This window comes from Sphingomonas sp. Leaf230 (assembly GCF_001421745.1).
Classification (GTDB): domain Bacteria; phylum Pseudomonadota; class Alphaproteobacteria; order Sphingomonadales; family Sphingomonadaceae; genus Sphingomonas.
In genome coordinates this window covers 193,541-211,785 of sequence record NZ_LMKW01000012.1, presented here as the reverse complement: position 1 = coordinate 211,785, position 18,245 = coordinate 193,541, and the positions used below count along the sequence as shown (strand labels likewise).

At 66.2% G+C, this 18,245-nt stretch carries 20 protein-coding genes; 18 read left to right on the top strand and 2 right to left on the bottom strand.

The features are described 5' to 3' along the window. The first annotated feature begins 13 nt into the window (after positions 1 to 13). The 13 genes from ASE82_RS16910 (at position 14) to ASE82_RS16850 (ending at position 12,165) form a co-directional block, all read left to right on the top strand. Positions 14 to 613, top strand: coding sequence for a TetR/AcrR family transcriptional regulator (locus ASE82_RS16910; RefSeq protein WP_056065951.1), 600 nt, complete (start codon positions 14 to 16; stop codon positions 611 to 613). A gap of 66 nt (positions 614 to 679) precedes the next feature. Further along, the gene (gene obgE / locus ASE82_RS16905; RefSeq protein WP_056065949.1) at positions 680 to 1,726 is read left to right on the top strand and encodes a GTPase ObgE; all 1,047 of its coding nucleotides are present in this window, start codon (positions 680 to 682) and stop codon (positions 1,724 to 1,726) included. 151 nt (positions 1,727 to 1,877) lie between these two features. Next, positions 1,878 to 2,975 (top strand): glutamate 5-kinase, encoded by a 1,098-nt coding sequence (proB, locus tag ASE82_RS16900; protein WP_056065945.1) that lies wholly within the window; start codon positions 1,878 to 1,880, stop codon positions 2,973 to 2,975. Between the two features lie 97 nt (positions 2,976 to 3,072). Next, positions 3,073 to 3,972: an NAD-dependent epimerase/dehydratase family protein gene (locus tag ASE82_RS16895; RefSeq protein ID WP_056065943.1), complete on the top strand. Its 900-nt coding sequence runs from the start codon at positions 3,073 to 3,075 to the stop codon at positions 3,970 to 3,972. 58 nt (positions 3,973 to 4,030) lie between these two features. Further along, entirely contained in the window at positions 4,031 to 4,276 is a 246-nt protein-coding gene (locus ASE82_RS16890) for an acyl carrier protein (RefSeq protein ID WP_056065939.1), read from the top strand. A 138-nt stretch (positions 4,277 to 4,414) separates the two neighbouring features. Continuing rightward, positions 4,415 to 5,677: a serine palmitoyltransferase gene (gene spt / locus ASE82_RS16885; RefSeq protein ID WP_056066129.1), complete on the top strand. Its 1,263-nt coding sequence runs from the start codon at positions 4,415 to 4,417 to the stop codon at positions 5,675 to 5,677. Between the two features lie 165 nt (positions 5,678 to 5,842). Further along, entirely contained in the window at positions 5,843 to 7,738 is a 1,896-nt protein-coding gene (locus tag ASE82_RS16880; protein WP_156348940.1) for an ATP-binding protein, read from the top strand. Between the two features lie 89 nt (positions 7,739 to 7,827). After that, complete coding sequence (lptF, locus tag ASE82_RS16875; protein WP_200910743.1) at positions 7,828 to 9,021, top strand: LPS export ABC transporter permease LptF; 1,194 nt, start codon at positions 7,828 to 7,830, stop codon at positions 9,019 to 9,021. Further along, the gene (gene lptG / locus ASE82_RS16870) at positions 9,018 to 10,115 is read left to right on the top strand and encodes an LPS export ABC transporter permease LptG (protein ID WP_056065936.1); all 1,098 of its coding nucleotides are present in this window, start codon (positions 9,018 to 9,020) and stop codon (positions 10,113 to 10,115) included. The genes lptF and lptG overlap by 4 nt, the downstream gene beginning before the upstream one ends. 79 nt (positions 10,116 to 10,194) lie before the next feature. After that, positions 10,195 to 10,611, top strand: coding sequence for a VOC family protein (locus ASE82_RS16865; RefSeq protein WP_056065934.1), 417 nt, complete (start codon positions 10,195 to 10,197; stop codon positions 10,609 to 10,611). A 7-nt stretch (positions 10,612 to 10,618) separates the two neighbouring features. Next, positions 10,619 to 11,344: a hydroxyacylglutathione hydrolase gene (gene gloB, locus ASE82_RS16860; RefSeq protein ID WP_056065932.1), complete on the top strand. Its 726-nt coding sequence runs from the start codon at positions 10,619 to 10,621 to the stop codon at positions 11,342 to 11,344. A 39-nt stretch (positions 11,345 to 11,383) separates the two neighbouring features. Next, a complete protein-coding gene (locus tag ASE82_RS16855; protein WP_235524773.1) occupies positions 11,384 to 11,800 on the top strand; it encodes a hypothetical protein in 417 nt (138 codons plus the stop codon). Further along, positions 11,800 to 12,165 carry a hypothetical protein gene (locus ASE82_RS16850; RefSeq protein WP_235524772.1) on the top strand — a complete coding sequence of 122 codons (366 nt, stop codon included), beginning with the start codon at positions 11,800 to 11,802 and terminating at the stop codon, positions 12,163 to 12,165. Before ASE82_RS16855 ends, ASE82_RS16850 begins: the two co-directional genes overlap by 1 nt. A 208-nt stretch (positions 12,166 to 12,373) precedes the next feature. Here ASE82_RS16850 and ASE82_RS16845 read toward each other — a convergent pair whose 3' ends face one another. Next, complete coding sequence (locus tag ASE82_RS16845) at positions 12,374 to 13,156, bottom strand: crotonase/enoyl-CoA hydratase family protein (RefSeq protein WP_056065929.1); 783 nt, start codon at positions 13,154 to 13,156, stop codon at positions 12,374 to 12,376. Between the two features lie 94 nt (positions 13,157 to 13,250). Here ASE82_RS16845 and ASE82_RS16840 point away from each other — a divergent pair, with 94 nt between their 5' ends. Both ASE82_RS16840 and ASE82_RS16835 read left to right on the top strand, forming a co-directional pair. After that, entirely contained in the window at positions 13,251 to 13,706 is a 456-nt protein-coding gene (locus ASE82_RS16840) for a PaaI family thioesterase (RefSeq protein WP_056065925.1), read from the top strand. Next, positions 13,703 to 14,098, top strand: a complete 396-nt coding sequence (locus ASE82_RS16835) for a PaaI family thioesterase (protein ID WP_056065922.1) — start codon at positions 13,703 to 13,705, stop codon at positions 14,096 to 14,098. The genes ASE82_RS16840 and ASE82_RS16835 overlap by 4 nt, the downstream gene beginning before the upstream one ends. Positions 14,099 to 14,222: 124 nt before the next feature. Here the strand turns inward: ASE82_RS16835 and ASE82_RS16830 are convergent, their stop codons facing one another. After that, a complete protein-coding gene (locus ASE82_RS16830) occupies positions 14,223 to 15,347 on the bottom strand; it encodes a PQQ-dependent sugar dehydrogenase (RefSeq protein WP_082441640.1) in 1,125 nt (374 codons plus the stop codon). 178 nt (positions 15,348 to 15,525) lie between these two features. On the opposite strand from ASE82_RS16830, the gene rimP reads away from it, so the two are divergent. Genes rimP through ASE82_RS16815 form a run of 3 tightly spaced genes read left to right on the top strand, consistent with a single transcriptional unit; the run spans position 15,526 to position 18,193 of the window. Further along, complete coding sequence (gene rimP, locus ASE82_RS16825) at positions 15,526 to 16,122, top strand: ribosome maturation protein RimP (protein ID WP_056065919.1); 597 nt, start codon at positions 15,526 to 15,528, stop codon at positions 16,120 to 16,122. Beyond that, positions 16,122 to 17,912, top strand: coding sequence for a transcription termination factor NusA (gene nusA, locus ASE82_RS16820; RefSeq protein WP_082441639.1), 1,791 nt, complete (start codon positions 16,122 to 16,124; stop codon positions 17,910 to 17,912). Before rimP ends, nusA begins: the two co-directional genes overlap by 1 nt. Next, on the top strand, positions 17,912 to 18,193 hold the full coding sequence (locus ASE82_RS16815) for a tautomerase family protein (protein ID WP_056065916.1): 282 nt from the start codon (positions 17,912 to 17,914) through the stop codon (positions 18,191 to 18,193). The genes nusA and ASE82_RS16815 overlap by 1 nt, the downstream gene beginning before the upstream one ends. The last annotated feature ends 52 nt before the right edge of the window (positions 18,194 to 18,245 follow it).

Genomic DNA, 18,245 nt, shown 5'->3' with positions numbered 1-18,245 from the left:
GGTTTCCCGGTCCGTGACGTCAACTCCGCGCAAGCGACTCTCCCCCACCGAATCGCGTGAAGCCGCCGTCGAGGCCGCGCGGACCCTGCTCGTCGAGAGTGGCCCAAGCGCCGTCACGCTGAAGGCCGTGGCAGGCCGCGTCGGGCGTACGCACGCCAATTTGCTCCACCATTTCGGCTCGGCGGAGGCGCTGCATACCGCGCTGATCACGCGGATGGCGGCGGACATCGTCGGCACCATCGGCGCAGCGGTTCTGCGCGTGCGGGCGGGCGAGCTTGATCCGCGCGAGGTGGTGGAAATGACCTTCGACGCGTTCGGCAAGGGCGGCGCGGGGGCGCTGGCGAGCTGGATGATCCTGTCGGGCAATACCAATGCGCTCGATCCGATCCTGACCGCTATTCACGACCTCGTCGACGAACTGGCGGAGGGCGACATGCCCGGGGACCAGCCGATCCAGGAACAGACGCTGACGCTGGTGCTGATGGCGCTTGGTGACGCGTTGATGGGGGCACCGATGGCGCGCGCGCTGGGGCTGCCGGTCGGCAAGGCGCGCGAACTGGCGCTCGATGCGCTGCTTGCCAGCAAGGACGCCGCCGCCCCTGCCCGCTGCTGAACGCTCCGGATCGAGGGGCGAATCGCAGAGGGTGGAGATTTTCGCCAATTTCGCTATGGGGCGGCGATGCATTTTCTAGACCAAGCCAAGATCTACGTACGTTCGGGTGAGGGCGGCCCCGGTGCCGTCAGCTTCCGCCGCGAGAAATATATCGAATATGGCGGCCCCGATGGCGGCAATGGCGGCAAGGGCGGCGACATCGTGTTCGAATGCATCGCCGGCCTGAACACGTTGATCGACTTCCGCTACACGCAGCATTTCCGTGCGCCGCGCGGTTCGGGCGGGTCGGGTTCGAACCGCACCGGCGCGGGTGGCAAGGACCTCGTCATCCGCGTTCCGCTCGGCACGCAGGTGCTGTCGGAGGACAAGGAAGAGGTGCTGATCGACTTCACCGAGGTCGGCCAAAGCGAAGTGCTGTTCCGCGGTGGCGATGGCGGGCGCGGCAATGCGAGCTACAAGACCTCGACCAATCGTACCCCGCGCCAGCACGGCACCGGCTGGCCGTTCGGCGAGGCGTGGGTCTGGCTACGGCTGAAGCTGCTTGCGGACGCGGGCCTCGTCGGCTTGCCGAATGCGGGCAAGTCGACCTTCATCAATCAGGTGACGAACGCGCAGGCGAAGGTCGGCGAATATGCCTTCACGACGACGCGGCCGCAGCTGGGCGTGGTGCGCCACAAGCAGCGCGAGTTCGTGGTCGCGGACATTCCGGGGCTGATCCAGGGTGCGGCCGAGGGTGCTGGGATCGGCGATCGGTTCCTCGGGCATATCGAGCGGTGCCGGGTGCTGCTGCATCTGGTCGATGCGAACGACCGTGACGTGGCCGAATCGTACCGGATCGTGCGCGACGAGCTGGAGAATTACGGCGAGGGGCTCACCGACAAGAAGGTGATCGTCGCGCTGAACAAGATCGACATGCTCGATCCCGAGCTGATCGCGGCGTTGTCGGCGGAACTGGCGGAAGCCAGCGGTGCCGAGGTGATGGCGATTTCGGGCGCGAGCGGCGCTGGTATCGAAGCGGTGCTGGACCAGCTGATCGAGGCGATCGGGCCGGCACCGGGCGCGGCGAAGGAACTGGAAGAAGGCGAAGTGCCGGTCGCATGGTCGCCGCTCTGACGTCTTGCTTAACCCTCTCCCCTGCGGGGAGAGGGTGGGCTTTCGATTTCTCCCCTCCCGCTTGCGGGAGGGGTCGGGGGAGGGCTTTCTTGCCGACAGGTCACGCCCGCCCCTCCCCTAACCCCTCCCGCAAGCGGGAGGGGAATGCGTGATGTTTCCACCGTCGTCTTGCCCCCGGCTGATCGTGAAGATCGGATCGGCGTTGCTGGTCGATCCGGACGGGAGCGTTCGGCGGGAGTGGCTGACCGGTCTCGTGGCCGACATTGCTGCACGGGCTGGTGAAGGCCAGCAGGTCGCGATCGTGTCGTCTGGCGCGATCGCCTTGGGCGCGCGCCGGCTTGGTCTCGCAAAGGGTGGCCGCGCCAGTCTCGAAGACGCGCAGGCCGCGGCGGCTACCGGCCAGATCGCGCTCAGCCAGGTCTGGGCCGAACTGCTCGCCGCGCAGGGGCTTAACGCGGCGCAGATCCTCGTCACGCTGGACGATCTCGAAGACCGGCGCCGCTATCTCAACGCCGCCGCGACGCTAAACCGGCTGTTGTCGCTGAAGGTCGTGCCGGTCATCAACGAGAACGACAGCGTCGCGACCGAGGAAATCCGGTTCGGCGACAATGACCGCCTCGCCGCCCGCGTCGCGCAAGCCGCCGGCGCGCAGGGGGTGATCCTGCTGTCCGACGTCGACGGGCTCTACACCGCCAATCCGCATACCGATCCGTCCGCTACCCATATCGCCAGCGTGCCGCGGATCGATGCGGTGGCCGGGATGGCGGACGATGGGTCGGGCTCGGGAATGGGTTCGGGCGGGATGGCCTCGAAGATCGCCGCGGCGCGGATAGCGACCGGCGCTGGTATTCCGCTGGCGATCGCGTCGGGGCGGATCGAGCATCCGCTGTCCACCCCTGCCCGCCATACGTTCTTCACCGCCGAACGCACCGCGTCCGCGCGGAAAGCTTGGTTGGCGGGCGGCCTGACCGCAAAGGGCTCGATCCATGTCGATGCCGGGGCTGCGGCAGCGCTCGGACAGGGTCGGAGTCTGCTCGCCACTGGTGCGACCCGGATCGATGGGGTTTTCTCTCGCGGCGATCTGGTGACGATCGAAGGGCCTGCTGGGACTGTCGCGCGGGGCCTTGCGGAGTATGATGCGGCCGATACCGTACGCTTGCTCGGCCGGCATAGCGACGACCATGCGGCGATCCTTGGGTACGCTCCAAGATCCGCGCTGGTGCACCGCAATCACCTGGCGCTCGTATGATCGGCCGGGCCTTGTTCACCCGCGAAGGCGGGTGCCCAGACTGGGCACCCGCCTTCGCGGGTGAACATACTTCTACTGCTACCTCGGGAGCTCCGTCATGATCCTGGCCATCACCGGCGGCACCGGGTTCGTCGGCAGCCATCTGATCGACCACGCGCTGGAGACCGGCCACACCGTCCGTGCGCTCGCGCGGAAGCCGCAGGCCAAGCGCATCGGTGTGACCTGGATCGAAGGCGCGCTTGATCGGCCTAAGAGCCTCGCGACGCTGGTCGAGGGCGCGGATGTGGTGATCCACGTCGCCGGTGTCGTCAACGCGGCCAACCGTGCGGGCTTTGCCGAGGGTAACGTCGCCGGAACCGAAGGCATCCTTCAGGCGACGCGGGCGGCCGGCATTCGCCGCTTCGTCCACGTCTCCTCGCTCGCCGCACGCGAGCCGACGCTGTCGAATTACGGCTGGTCCAAGGCCGAAGCGGAAACGCGCGTGCAGACGTCGGGGCTGGACTGGACGATCGTCCGCCCGCCCGCGATCTTCGGCCCGCGCGATCACGACCTGCTCGATCTCTTCAAGGCGGCACGGTCGGGGTATCTGCCGATGCCCCCGGCCGGCACACGCGTCTCGCTGCTGTATGTCGAGGACCTGACCACGCTGCTGCTCGCCCTTGCCGAGAGTGCCGATGCGCCGTCGATCATGGAGCCCGACGACGGGGTGCCGAACGGTTGGGACAATCGCGATTTCGCACGAGCAATCGGCGTGGCAGTCGGGAAGCCGGTCAAGGTCTTCTCGACGCCCCGGGCGCTCCTGAAGCTCGCGTCCGCTGCCGACCGGCTCGTCCGTCGTAGCAAGGCCAAGTTGACGCGCGACCGGGTCGGTTATTTCTGCCACCCCGACTGGGTCTCGCACAAGCCGCCGCCGGTCTCACTGTGGACGCCGTCTGTCCCGACTCCTCAGGCGCTCGCGCAAACCGCGGCGTGGTATCGCGCCGCCGGGCTGCTATAGCGCCGAAAAGCCGCCGCAATTCCCTGTCAGGACTGCGCCGACACCCGGAAGGATTACGATGAGCGACCGCCAGCAGATCTACGACACCGTCACCGCGCAGATCGAGCCGTTCAACAAGAAGAACGCGCCGCTGACCGATGCGACGACGTTCCAGGGCGACTTGGAGTGGGACAGCCTGACCGTCATGGATTTCGTCGCCGCGATCGAGGACGAGTTCGACATCATCATCACGATGAACATGCAGGCCGAGATCGAGACGGTCGGCCAGCTGGTCGACGCGGTCGCAAAACTGAAGCAGGACTAATTCAAGATATCCCGTTCGTGGTGAGTAGGGACTGAGCATGGCGAAGGCCCGTATCGAACCACCTGCCCTTCGATACGCGTCTTCGGCTTCGCTCAGCCGCTACTCAGGACGAACGGAAGTTTTCAAGGCCGAATGACGATGACCGAAGCCGCCACCACCGCCCACGCCCTCCCCGTCGACGCGCCCGAGGTCGCCCCCGAACGCGACCTCATGTCGAAATTCGACGCGCTTATCGCCGAACGCGAGGCGCTGATCGCCAGTGGCGTGCGCAATCCGTTCGCGATCGTGATGGACGAGGTGAAGGGGCCGACGCAGGCGGTGATCCGCGGCAAGGACACGATCCTGCTCGGCACCTACAATTACATGGGCATGACGTTCGACCCCGACGTGATCCAGGCGGGCAAGGACGCGCTCGACGCGTTCGGGTCGGGCACCAACGGCAGCCGGATGCTCAACGGCACGTTCCACGATCATATCGACGTCGAACAGGCGCTGCGCGAATTCTACGACATGACCGGCGCGATCGTGTTCTCGACCGGGTACATGGCCAATCTCGGGATCATCTCGACGCTCGCCGGCAAGGGCGAATACGTCATCCTCGACGCCGACAGCCACGCGTCGATCTACGACGGCTGCAAGCAGGGCAATGCCGAGATCGTCCGCTTCCGCCACAACGACGTCACCGATCTCGACAAGCGGCTCGGTCGCCTGCCGAAGGAAGCGGGCAAGCTGGTGGTGCTCGAAGGCGTCTATTCGATGCTCGGCGACATCGCGCCGCTGAAGGAAATGGTCGCGGTCGCCAAGAAGCATGGCTGCATGGTGCTGGTCGACGAGGCGCATTCGATGGGGTTCTTCGGCCCCAATGGTCGCGGCGTGTACGAGGAGATGGGCCTCACCGACGAGGTCGACTTCGTCGTCGGCACCTTCTCGAAGTCGGTCGGCACGGTCGGCGGGTTCGTCGTGTCGAACCACCCGAAGTTCGAGATGGTGCGGTTCGCCTGCCGTCCGTACATCTTCACCGCCTCACTGCCGCCGTCGGTGGTCGCCACCGCCGCGACCTCGATCCGCAAGCTGATGACCGCGCACGACAAGCGCGCTCAGCTCTGGAAGAACGCGCGGCGGCTACACGGCGGGCTGAAGGCGATGGGCTTCAAGCTCGGCACCGAGACGTCCGATTCGGCGATCATCGCGGTGATCCTGACCGACCAGGAACAGGCGATCGCGATCTGGCAGTCGCTCCTCGAGGGTGGTCTCTACGTCAACATGGCGCGTCCGCCCGCAACGCCCGCGGGGACATTCCTGCTGCGGTGCTCGCTGTGCGCGGAACATACCGACGAGCAGATCACGACGATCCTGGGCATGTTCGAGACCGCTGGCCGCGCCGTCGGCGTGATCGGCTGACGGTTTCCTCCTCTCGCGGGGAGGAGGAAACATCCGTGAAATGTTCGATCGGTACCGGCGTTCCAAGTCATTGCGTGTGGGCAACGACGCGTTAGGATGCCGGCCGTGACGCAAGACGAGGTCGAAACTGCGGCCCAGGGGGGCGGGGCGAGATGGCGCATAGCCATGCTGGTCGTGATGGGCCTGCTCGGTGCGGCTGTGCTCATTGCGCTGATCGTGACGCTCGGCCACGCCAATCGCCAGCGCGATCGCGCGCTCGAACTTCAGGCGCACAGCTATGACGTGATGATCCTCGCGCGCACGCTGTCCGGGACGATCGCGCGATCGGAGGCGTCGCTCGGGCGGTACGTCATCAGCGGCGACAAGCAATTGGGGCAACTCTATTTCGACGAATGGCTGCTCGCGGGGACGCAGATCGACCGGCTCGACCAGATCACCAACGACAATCCCGAGCAGCAGCCGCGAGTCGATCGGCTTCGTGCCGCCTATGACGCGCGCGGGCGGGAGTTGTCGCTGACGGCGCTCAACACGCGCTACGGCAAGAACGGCCAGGCGCTCGCACGCTATTACCAGGGGCGAAAGGCGCCGACGCTCATCGAGATCAACACGACGCTCGACACGCTGATCGCACGCGAGCGCGCGTTGCTCGACGACCGGACGGCGGCGGCCTTGGGATCGGTCGAGCGGTCGAGCTGGGTCGCGGGGGTGCTGGCGATATTCGGCGTGCTGATCGTGCTGGGCGCGATCCTGCTCGGCTGGTTCACGATCCGCGCGGTCGGAGAGCGGGCGACCGCGCTGGCCGATGCCGAACTGGAGCGCGAGCGCGCGGGCGAGCTGACCACCGCGGTCGCCGCCGCCACCGCGGAACTGCGCGTGCAGGAGGCCAAGCTGCGCCAGATCCAGAAGATGGAGGCGGTTGGCCAGCTGACCGGCGGGATCGCGCATGACTTCAACAACATGCTGGCGGTGGTGCTGGGCGGCCTCGAACTGGCGCGGCGCAATCTCGCCAGCGATCCGGCCAGCGTCCGCCGCCATATCGACAGCGCGACCGAGGGTGCGAACCGCGCGGCGGCGCTGACCCGCCGGCTGCTCGCCTTCAGTCGCGAGGATTCGCTGAAGGCCGAGACGATCGACGCCGCCGCGCTGGTCGCGGGGATGTCGGACCTGCTCGACCGCACGCTGGGGGACGCGATCACGGTCATCGTGCGCGACGATGCGGCCGGCGGGTGCGTCCGCGCCGATCGAGTCCAGCTTGAGAACGCAGTGCTGAACCTGGCGGTCAACGCGCGCGACGCGATGAACGGACGCGGCACGCTGACCGTCGCGACCGGCACGATAACTTTGGCAGCGGAACAGGTCGGGCGGTGCGCGGCGGGCGATTACGTCACGATCATGGTCGGCGACGATGGCTGCGGGATGGCGCCCGACGTCGCCGAGCGCGTGTTCGAACCGTTCTTCACCACCAAGGAAGTCGGCAAGGGCACCGGATTGGGGCTCAGCCAGATCTTCGCGCTGGTCCAGCAGTTGCACGGCGAAGTCGGCATCGTTTCCGCACCGGGCGAAGGAACGACCGTAACGCTCTATTTTCCGCGCGCCGCCGAGCTGGCCGCAACGCCCCTGCCGACCGTCCCGATCGCGATGGTCGAGCCGGTCGCACCGACGATGCCGGAGACGTTGCAGATCCTGGTGGTCGAGGACGATCCGCGCGTGCTGGCGGCGACGACCGGCGCGCTGGAGGAGATCGGGCATCATCCGATCGCGTGCGACGATCCGCTTGCCGCCCCTGCGCTGCTGGCGGCGAACCCGGGGATCGGGCTGATCATTTCCGACGTGCTGATGCCGCGCCAGACCGGGCCGGAGATGATCGCCGCGCTCTCGCCGCTCTATCCGCACGTCGCAGTGCTGTTCGTTACCGGGTTTGCCGGCGAGGTGAACGTCGCGCAGTTCGGCGGGCACGAGGTGTTGCGTAAACCCTTCACGCTCAACGGCCTGGAGCGCGCGGTCCTGACTGCGATGGCCGCGGAGCGCCGCGAGACGAACCAGCCGATCGCCGCGGAATGATCGTTCACTGATGCGTTGCGATTGAGGATGACGCCTAGCGCGTGCGCCCCTATACCCGCGCGACCCAGCATACCGAGCCCAACCCGCGCATGAAATCCATCGACCGCTACATGGCCCGGCTGATCGCGGTGCCGCTATTTTCGACGCTGCTGATCGCCGTCATGCTGTTCGTGCTCGATCGCATGCTCGGACTGTTCAATTTCGTCGCGACGCAAGGCGGCCCGATCAGCGTCGTGTGGCGGATGCTCGCCAATCTGCTGCCCGAATATCTGGGGCTCGGTATTCCGATCGGGCTGATGCTCGGCATCCTGCTCGCCTTCCGCCGGCTGTCGACCTCGTCGGAGCTGGACGTCCTGCGCGGCGTCGGGATGAGCTACAACCGGCTGCTGCGCGTGCCGTACATGTACACGATCGCACTGGCGCTGCTGAACCTTGCGATCGTCGGCTATGTCCAACCGATCGCGCGCTATTATTACGAGGGTCTGCGGTTCGAGTTGCGCACGGGTGCACTCGGCGCGTCGATCAAGGTCGGGGAGTTCACCAATCTCGGCGATCGGATGACGCTGCGGATCGAGGAGGGCAAGGACAAGGGCCGCGAGCTATCCGGGATCTTCGTCCATGCGTCGAGCCAGAATGGCGACTGGCTGGGGGTGACCGCGGAGAAGGGCAAGTTCCTCGCGACCGACGATCCCAACGTCATCATCTTCCGCCTTGCGAACGGCACGCTGATCCACAACCGGCCCGAGTTCAAGACGCCGCGCGTGCTGACCTTCAGCAGCCACGATCTGCCGATCAACCTGCCCAAGTTCGAGAGCTTCCGCAGCCGCGGCGGGCGCAATCTCGAATATACGCTGCCGGAGCTTGCCAAGCAGGGCCAGCGCGGCGCGACGCTGGAGCAGCGCGACGGCAGCCGGTCCGAATTCCACTTCCGCCTTGCCGAGGTCGCGACGATGTTCCTGTTGCCGCTGCTCGCGCTGGCGCTCGGCGTGCCGCCGAAGCGATCCTCGTCCGCGCTCGGCGTGTTCCTGTCGATCGTGATGATCGTTACCTATCACAAGGTGAACCAATACGCGGCGGACGTCGGCGAACTCGGGCGGATCGATCCGATCATCGCACTGTGGGTGCCGTTCACGATCTTCGCCGGGCTGATCCTGTGGATGTACTACACGATCGCCTATGTCCCCGGCGGGCAACCGATCGGTGCGCTCGAACGCGTCTTCTCGAAGACGTTCAAGGCGATCACCAAGCGTATCCCCGGCTTCCGTAAGAGCAAAGCCGCATGAACCTGATCAGCTTCTTCCCGTCGCGGACGGTCGCGATCTACATGGGACGGATGTTCCTGGTGCGGACGTTCGCGGTGCTCGCCGCGCTCGTGCTGGTGCTCCAGGCGCTCGACCTGCTGAGCAACTCCGGCGACATCCTCGCCTTTCCCGGCAATGGCGATGCGCAGGTCTGGCAGTATGTGTCGCTGCGGGCGCCGCAGATCGTCTCGCGGTTCCTGCCGTTCTCGGTCCTGCTCGGCACCATCCTGACGCTGATCACGATGAACCAGAACAGCGAGATCGTCGCGCTGAAGGGCTCCGGCCTGTCCGCGCATCAGGTGCTCGCGCCCTTGCTGGTCGCGAGCCTGGGTGTCGCGGTGATCAGCTTCGTGTTCAACGACCGCGTGGTGGCGCGGGCGACGGCGACGCTGAACCAGTGGCAGAAGGTGAATTACGGCAAGCTGCCGATCGATCGCGGCGACCGCGCGAACGTGTGGGTGCGCGATGGCGACGACCTGATCGAGGTCGCGCAGATCCGCGGGCGCGGTGACGCGACGCGGCTTGGCGGCATCACGCTGTACGATCGCACCGGCGGCAACCTCGTCGCGATCCTGCGGGCGGATCACGGCAGGCGCGTCGCGAACGGTTGGGAAGTAAGCCCTGCGACCCGGTTCGACGTGAAGAGCGGCAACGTCCGACCCTTGGGCGCCGTGGTGATCGCCAAGGACGTGCGGCCGGACCAGTTCACGCTGGCGAGCGTCGATGCGGACGGACTGTCGTTCGGCGCGCTGAAGGCGGCGATCGCCGACCTGTCCGACGCGGGGCGGCCGACGAAGGCGCTCGAAGGATCGTTGTGGCACAAGCTGTCGGGGCCACTGTCGTCGGTACTGATGCCGCTGCTGGGCGCGGTCGCGGCGTTCGGCATCGCGCGATCGGGCAAGCTGTTCGTGCGCGCCGTGATCGGCATGGGGCTTGGTTTCGCGTTCTTCGTCGCGGACAATTTCGCGCTCGCGATGGGCAATCTCGGCGCCTACCCGCCGTTCCTCGCCGCCTGGGCGCCGTTCCTGCTGTTCTTCTTCATCGGCGAGGCGGTGCTGATCCGGTCGGAGGAATAGGGCGCCGCCGGTCGGTCGCACCCTTTCACGCCACCGCCCCCGTCCCTATCTGCTGGTCCGAACAACCCTCGGAGCCAGCATGAAATATCTCCACACGATGATCCGCGTGACCGACCCGGCGAAGACGATCGCGTTCTTCGAGACGCTGGGCCTGAAGGTGGTCCGCCGGATGGAGAACGAGAAGGGGCGGTTCACGCTGATCTTCCTGTCGGTCCCTGGCGACGAGGGTGCCGAGGTCGAACTGACGCATAATTGGGATCCCGAGGAATATGGCGAGGGTCGCAATTTCGGCCACCTCGCCTACCGCGTCGACAATATCTACGACACGTGCCAGCGGCTGATGGATTCGGGCGTGACGATCAACCGGCCGCCGCGCGACGGTCACATGGCGTTCGTGCGGACGCCCGACAACATTTCGATCGAACTGTTGCAGGCCGATGGCGCGCTAGATCCCGCCGAACCGTGGGCGTCGATGCCCAACACCGGCAAGTGGTAACACGCTGATGCTCGATATCGTCCGCGTGCCGGTGCTGGCCGACAATTACGCCTGGCTGATCCACGACACCGTCTCAGGCGAGACGGTGGTGGTCGATCCTGGCGAGGCGGGGCCGGTGATCGCCGCCGCGAAGAAGCGCGACTGGCGGATCGACCGGGTGTGGACGACGCACTGGCATCCCGATCATACCGGCGGCAATGCCGAGATGAAGGCCTATGGTGCGACCGTCGTCGGGCCGGCGGCGGAGGCGGACAAGATCCCCACGCTCGACGAGCAGGTCGGTGAAGGGGATGTCGTCCGTCTCGGCGATCACGTCGCTACTGTGATGACGGTGCCGGGGCATACGCAGGGGCATATCGCGTTCCATTTCGCGGACGACGCGGCGATCTTTACCGGCGACACGCTGTTCGCGATGGGGTGTGGGCGGCTGTTCGAGGGGACGCCGGCGGACATGTTCGCGAACATGCAGCGTTATGCAAAGCTCGCGGACGAAACCGAGGTGTTCTGCGGGCATGAATATACGCAGAGCAACGGGCGCTATGCGCTGGTTGCCGAGCCCGACAATGCCGATATCGTCGCGCGGATGGCAGAGGTCGATTCGGCGCGCGCGAAGGGTGAGCCTACCGTGCCGACGACGATCGGGCGGGAGCGGGCGACCAATCCTTTCCTGCGCGCGACGTCGCTCGAGCAGTTCGCGGGCTATCGTGCGGCCAAGGATGCGTTTCGCGGGTGAAGCGCGTATAAGGGCGATGGGATTTTGAGGAGCGTTGCGATGCGGATGCGGACCCTGCCACTCTTGATGCTGCCGGCGATTTTGCTGGGTGCGTGTACGCAGACCCAGGCGGAGGTCGAGCGCGCGCAGGTGCGCGAGGCGGGCGTGCAGGAGAAGCTGGCGAAGGAACTCGCCGGGCTCGTGCCGGGCAAGCCCGAGTCGTGCATCAGCCAGTTCCCGCAGAAGCAGAGTTCGGGCTACGGCGCGACGATCCTGTACCGGGTGAACAACGGGCTGGTGTATCGCAGCGATACCGTTGGTGGGTGCGAAGGTATCGCGCGCGGCGATATCCTCGTGACGCGGACGCCAAGCGGGCAGCTGTGCCGCGGCGATATCGCGCAGACGTTCGACCAGGCATCGCGCTTTCCGACCGGGAGTTGCAGCTTCGGCGACTTCGTCCCGTATCGGAAGCCTTGATGCGCGGGGCGGTCCTGGCGGCGGTGGCGCTGATGACGGTGGGGATGCTCGGCGCGGGCAAGTCCGACCCCCTGGAAAGCCGGGTTGCTGGGACGCCGGTGCGGTGCATCGATCTTCAACAGCTCAACGGACCTGAGATCGTCGATTCGCAGACGATCCTGTATCGGCAGTCGGGCAAGCGGATCTGGAAGACCGGGCCGGTCGGCGAGTGTCCTTCGCTGCGGCCGTTCGATACGTTGATTGTCGATGTTTACGGCGGGCAATTGTGCCGGAACGATCGGTTTCGGACGGTGTCGGTGGGTATGTCGATCCCGTCGGGGTATTGCCGGTTCCGGGATTTCACGCCGTATGACAAGGTGAAGTAGGGGGGCTCGTTCCGCCTCAACGCGCCGCCCCGTTTGTTGCACCACCCCGGCGGAGGCCGGGGCCCAATTGGGGGACGGTGCTGACTGAGGACGGCGCCTCGTTACATCGACCTTTCCAATTGGGCCCCGGCCTTCGCCGGGGTGGTAGAAGTGGGACCGAACGTCGCCCCCTTCCGTCATCCTGACGTTCGTCGGGATGACGGAAGGTTCAGTCCTCGAACACCGCCGCCCGCTTCTCCATGTTCGCGCGGACCTGTTCGACCTGGTTGGGCGTGCGGATGACCTTGAGTTGCTCTTCGGTTTCCGCGTACAGCACCGTCGCCGCGTCTGCATCCGCCGCAAGGTTGTAGAGCGCCTTCGAGCCGCGGATCGCGTGGGGGTTCCTCGCGGCGATCTCGCGGGCTAGCATCATCGCCTCGCCGAGCGGGTCTTCGGACAGGCGCGTGACGAAGCCGTGCCGCAGCGCTTCCGCGCCGTCGAACTCGCGGGCGGTGTAGGTAAGTTCGCGCAGCACGTCGTCGCGGGCTAGCGTGCGCCATAACGCGATGCCGGCCATGTCGGGGACCAGGCCCCAATACGCCTCGCGGATCGCGAAGCGGGCGCTCGGGTGGGCGATGCGGATGTCGGCGCCCGACATGATCTGGAAGCCGCCACCGAACGCGACGCCGTGGACTGCGGCAATCACCGGCATCGGCAAGGTCCGCCAGCCCCACGCGACCTGCTGGACGAGGTTGGCGCCCTCGTCGGTCCGGTCGCCTAGCGCCAACCCGGAGCCACCGTTCGCCATCGACGCCATGTCGAGGCCGGCGCAGAACGCCTTGCCCTCGCCGGAGAGGACGACGCAGCGGACTTCTGTCATTCCCTTGAGCCGGTCGATCGCGGCGGCGATGCCTTCGAACATTGCGGGGTCGATCGCGTTCATCTTGTCGGCGCGCGCGAGGCGGACGTCGGCGATGCCGTCCGTGACGGTGATGGTGACCCGGTCGTTCATGTTGGCGATCCTCTCGATCTTTGCAGCGACGCTAACGGCGCCTGCTCTCGCCCGCAATGTTGCGCATGGTCACACGGCGTGTAGAGGCTCGCGCATGGCTAGTTTTGATCCACAATGGTTTGCGACGCGCGGGTTCGGCGGGCACGGCGCCGCGCTGGGGATGCGCTATCATGCGCATGGCGACGACTGGGCGGAGCTGGCGCTGCCCTATGACGAACGGCTGATCGGCGACCGCGCGACCGGCGTGATCGCGTCGGGGCCGATCATCACGATGATGGACATGGCGACGAGTCTGGCGATCTGGATCAAGCGCGAGGCGTTCGTGCCGCACGCGACGCTGGATTTGCGCGTCGATTACCTGCGGCCGGCGACACCGGGAAAGACGGTGATCGGGCGCGGCGAATGCTACCGGATCACGCGGTCGATCGCGTTCGTGCGCGGGCAGGCGCATGACGGCGACCCGGGCGATCCGCTGGCGCATGTCGCGGGGACGTTCATGGTGGTGGGCGATGTCGCCGGCATGGGTCTCAACAGAAGGATCGAGGCATGACGATCGGCCTGCCGCCCTATGCAGAGATCCTTCGCGTGTCGGTCGAGGCCGAGGATGGCGCGCCACCGGTGTTGCTGATGCCGTTTGCAGATGATGTGCTCGGGCGGCCGGGTTTCCTGCATGGCGGTGCGATCTCGGGGTTGCTGGAGATGGCGGCGATTGCGGCTTTGCAGCATGCGCTGGAGGCTGAGGGTGGTGCCGACGCGCGGATCAAGCCGGTGAACGTCACGGTCGATTTCATGCGGGGTGGGCGGGATAAGCCTACGCGGGCGGCGGGCGTCGTGACTCGGTTGGGGAACCGGGTGGCTAATGTCGAGGCGACCGCGTGGCAGGACGAGCGGGAGAAGCCGATCGCCGCCGCTCGGATGAACTACCTGATCGTGCGCGACTGACGCACTTCTGCTCCCCTCCCGCTTGCGGGAGGGGTTGGGGGAGGGGTGTGCCTCACAGACCGGACGCCAGTACGTACGTCGCACCCTCCCCTGACCCCTCCCGCAAGCGGGAGGGGAATTTCGCTTACCTCGCGGTCAGTTTGATCAGGCGGCCTTTCGAGTCGCCGCCGTCTTCGAGGACCCAGATCGCGCCGTCGGGGCCTTGTTCGACTTCGCGGATTCTTGCCCCCATATCCCATTGGTCGCCTTTTGCCGCGTTGGTACCGGTAAGGTGGACGCGGACGAGGGACTTCGAGGACAGGCCGCCGATGAACGCGTCGCCCTTCCACTGCGGGAACATGTTGCCCGAATAGATCATCAGGCCGCCGGGCGAGATTACCGGGTTCCAGAACACCTTCGGCGGCTCGTAACCATCGCCGGGCTTGTGATCGGGGATGTCGGAGCCGTCATAGTTGCTGCCGTTCGACGCGTTGGGCCAGCCATAGTTGAGGCCGGGCTTGATGAGATTGACCTCGTCGCCGCCCTTCGGCCCCATCTCTTGCTCCCAGAGATTGCCCTGTGCGTCGAACGCGATACCGAGCAGGTTGCGGTGGCCGTAGCTCCAGATTTCGGGTGCGAAGCCCTTCGCGACGAGCGGATTGCCGGGGGCGGGCTTGCCGTCGAGCGTGAGACGCAGGACCTTGCCTAGCGTCATCTTGGGGTCCTGCGCAGGGGTGAATTTCTGGCGCTCGCCGTTGGTGAAGAACAGGTATTTGCCGTCGGGCGAGAACGCGATGCGGCCGGAGTAGTGGCCGTTACCCTCGACGAACGGCCGCGCGCTGAACAGCGCCTCGATCTCGCCGAGACGCGTGCCGCCACCACCATCCGGACGCAGGCGACCGCGCGCGAGGACGACGCCCTTGCCGCCCTCGCCTGCGGTCGAATAGCTGAAATAGACGCGCTGGCTGGTCGCGAAGTCGGGCGCGAGGACGACGTCCATCAGCCCGCCCTGCCCTGCCGAATCGACGGTGAGCGTCGCGACCGTCTGGCGCGACTTGCCGTCGGCGGAGACCAGCAGCATCTGCCCCTTCTTCTCGGTGACCAGCATGCGCTTGTCGGGCAGAAACGTCATAGCCCAGGGCGATTCGAAATCGGCGACTACAGTTTCCTTGAACGGCTTGCCCGCCGCGGCCGGTTGTGCCGAACAGGCGGTCGAAGCGAGCAGCGTGGTTGTCAGCAACCCAGTGGCGAACAGCGTTTTGCGAATCATGATCTTCTCCCGGAAATCCCTGCGCTAACGCAGCGTCCTAAACGAAGGTTGCTCCCGCTTGCGGACGGGCGCCACCCCGCGTATAGAGGCACCACTTCTCTACATCGCCAGATGAAGAGGCTGCGGGGCTTGCTCCGCGGCGGCAATCACCTGTGCTTTGGCCCTGTTTGGAATTTCGATGGCGAATATCGCCCTGCTGACCGACCTGATCGAACCCGAGGCGACCGCGCTCGGCCTCAGCCTCGTGCGCGTGCGCATGCAGGGCGGCAAGTCCGATCCGACATTGCAGGTGATGGCCGAGCGCCCCGACACCCGCCAGCTGGTGATCGAGGACTGCGCCGAGCTGTCGCGCCGCATCTCGGACAAGTTCGATGCGCTCGAGGCCGAGGGCAAGGATCCGGTCGGCGAGGATGCGTATCGCCTCGAAGTATCGAGCCCCGGTATCGATCGCCCGCTGACCCGGCTCCAGGATTTCGCCGACTGGGAAGGCCAGGAGGCGCGCATCCGGCTCGTCGAGCCGTTCGAGGACCGCAAGCAGATCTCGGGCAATCTGATGGGCGTCGAGGGGACGAAGATCACCGTCGACGTCAACAAGCACAAGCTCATGACGATCGACTTCAGCCAAGTCGCCGACGCCAAGCTCGTCATGACCGACCGTCTCATCGCCGCGACCGCGCCGCTTTCCACCGAAGGCGCGGACGAGGTTTTCTATCAAGATACGCCCACCGATGAGCCCGATGCTCACGAGGCCGACACCGAAGAAGGACAGCATTGATGGCCACGGCAGTCACCGCAAACCGCGCGGAACTGATCGCGATCGCGAATTCGGTCGCGTCGGAGAAGATGATCGACAAGGCGATCGTGATCGAGGCGATGGAGGACGCGATCCAGCGCGCCGCCCGCTCGCGCTACGGCGCCGAGAACGACATCCGCGCGAAGCTCGACCCCAACACCGGCGATCTCCGCTTGTGGCGCGTCGTCGAAGTGGTCGAGGCGGTCGACGATTATTTCAAGCAGGTCGACGTCAAGGGCGCGCAGAAGCTCCAGAAGGACGCGGCACTCGGCGACTTCATCGTCGATCCGCTGCCCCCGATCGAGTTCGGCCGCATCGCCGCACAGGCTGCAAAGCAGGTCATTTTCCAGAAGGTCCGTGACGCCGAGCGCGAGCGCCAGTTCGAAGAGTATAAGGACCGCGCGGGCGAGATCATCACCGGCGTCGTCAAGCGCGTCGAGTTCGGCCACGTCGTCGTCGACCTGGGCCGCGCAGAAGGCGTCATCCGCCGCGACGCGCAGATCCCGCGCGAAGTGGTGCGCGTCAACGACCGTATCCGCTCGCTGATCCTGAACGTCCGCCGCGAGAACCGTGGGCCGCAGATCTTCCTGTCCCGCGCGCACCCAGACTTCATGAAGAAGCTGTTCGCGCAGGAAGTGCCCGAAATCTACGACGGCATCATCGAGATCAAGGCCGCCGCCCGCGATCCGGGTTCGCGCGCGAAGATCGGCGTCATCTCGCATGATTCGAGCATCGATCCGGTCGGCGCGTGCGTCGGTATGAAGGGCTCGCGCGTCCAGGCCGTCGTCCAGGAAATGCAGGGCGAGAAGATCGACATCATCCCCTGGTCGCCCGACATCGCGACCTTCGTCGTCAACGCGTTGCAGCCGGCCTCCGTGTCGCGCGTCGTGATCGACGAGGAAGAGGAGCGTATCGAGGTGGTCGTTCCCGACGACCAGCTGAGCCTCGCGATCGGCCGTCGTGGCCAGAACGTGCGGCTCGCGTCGCAGCTGACCGGCAAGGCGATCGACATCCTCACCGAGGCTGACGCGTCCGAGAAGCGCCAGAAGGACTTCGTCGAGCGTTCGGCGATGTTCGAGAAGGAGCTCGACGTGGACGAGACGCTCGCACAGCTGCTGGTCGCCGAAGGGTTCACGAACCTCGAAGAGGTCGCCTATGTCGAGGTCGAGGAGATCGCCGGCATCGAGGGCTTCGACGAGGACCTGGCGGGCGAGTTGCAGAACCGTGCGACTGAAGCTCTGGAGCGTCGCGATGCCGCGAGCCGCGAAGAGCGTACCGCGCTCGGCGTCGAGGACGCGCTGGCCGGCATGCCGTATCTCAACGAGGCGATGCTGGTCACGCTCGGCAAGGCGGGCATCAAGACGCTCGACGACCTCGCCGATCTGGCGACCGACGAGCTGGTCGAGAAGAAGCGCGTCGAGCCCCGTCGTCGCAACGAAGATGCGCCGAAGCGGCCTGAGCCAAAGGGCGGGATTCTCGCGGAATATGGCCTGAGCGACGAGCAGGGCAACGAGATCATCATGGCCGCGCGCGCGCACTGGTTCGAGGACGAGGCTCCCGAGGCTTCGGCTGACGACGTCGAGGCGGACGAGACGCCGGTTGAAGAGGCTTCGGCTGACGACGCCGTGGTCGAGGACGCTGCGACTGAAGAGACTACCGCCGAAGAAGCCGTGGCTGAGGACGCTTCGGCGGACGACGCTTCGGTTGAAGACGCGGCGGTCGATGACGCGGCGGACAAGACCGACACGAAGAGCGAGGGCGACAAGGCCTGATGCCCTTCGTCAGCATCCGCATCTCGGGGTCCGCCACCAAGGACCAGAAGTCCGGCATCGTCGCCGACGTCACCCAGTCGCTCGTGCAGCGGCTGGGAAAGAACCCGGCTGCGGTGCAGATCGTGATTGAAGAGGTCTCGACCGAGAATTACGGCGCGGGCGGCCAGTTGCTGGTCGACCGCGACGCTCCGAAGACGACTCCGGCGCAGGAGGACGCACACCCCTCCCGCTCGCGGGAGGGGTCGGGGGAGGGCAGTCAGGGCTGCCGCCTCTGCGGATAGCCCCTCCCCTGACCCCTCCCGCGAGCGGGAGGGGAATGAGCCAGTACGCAAG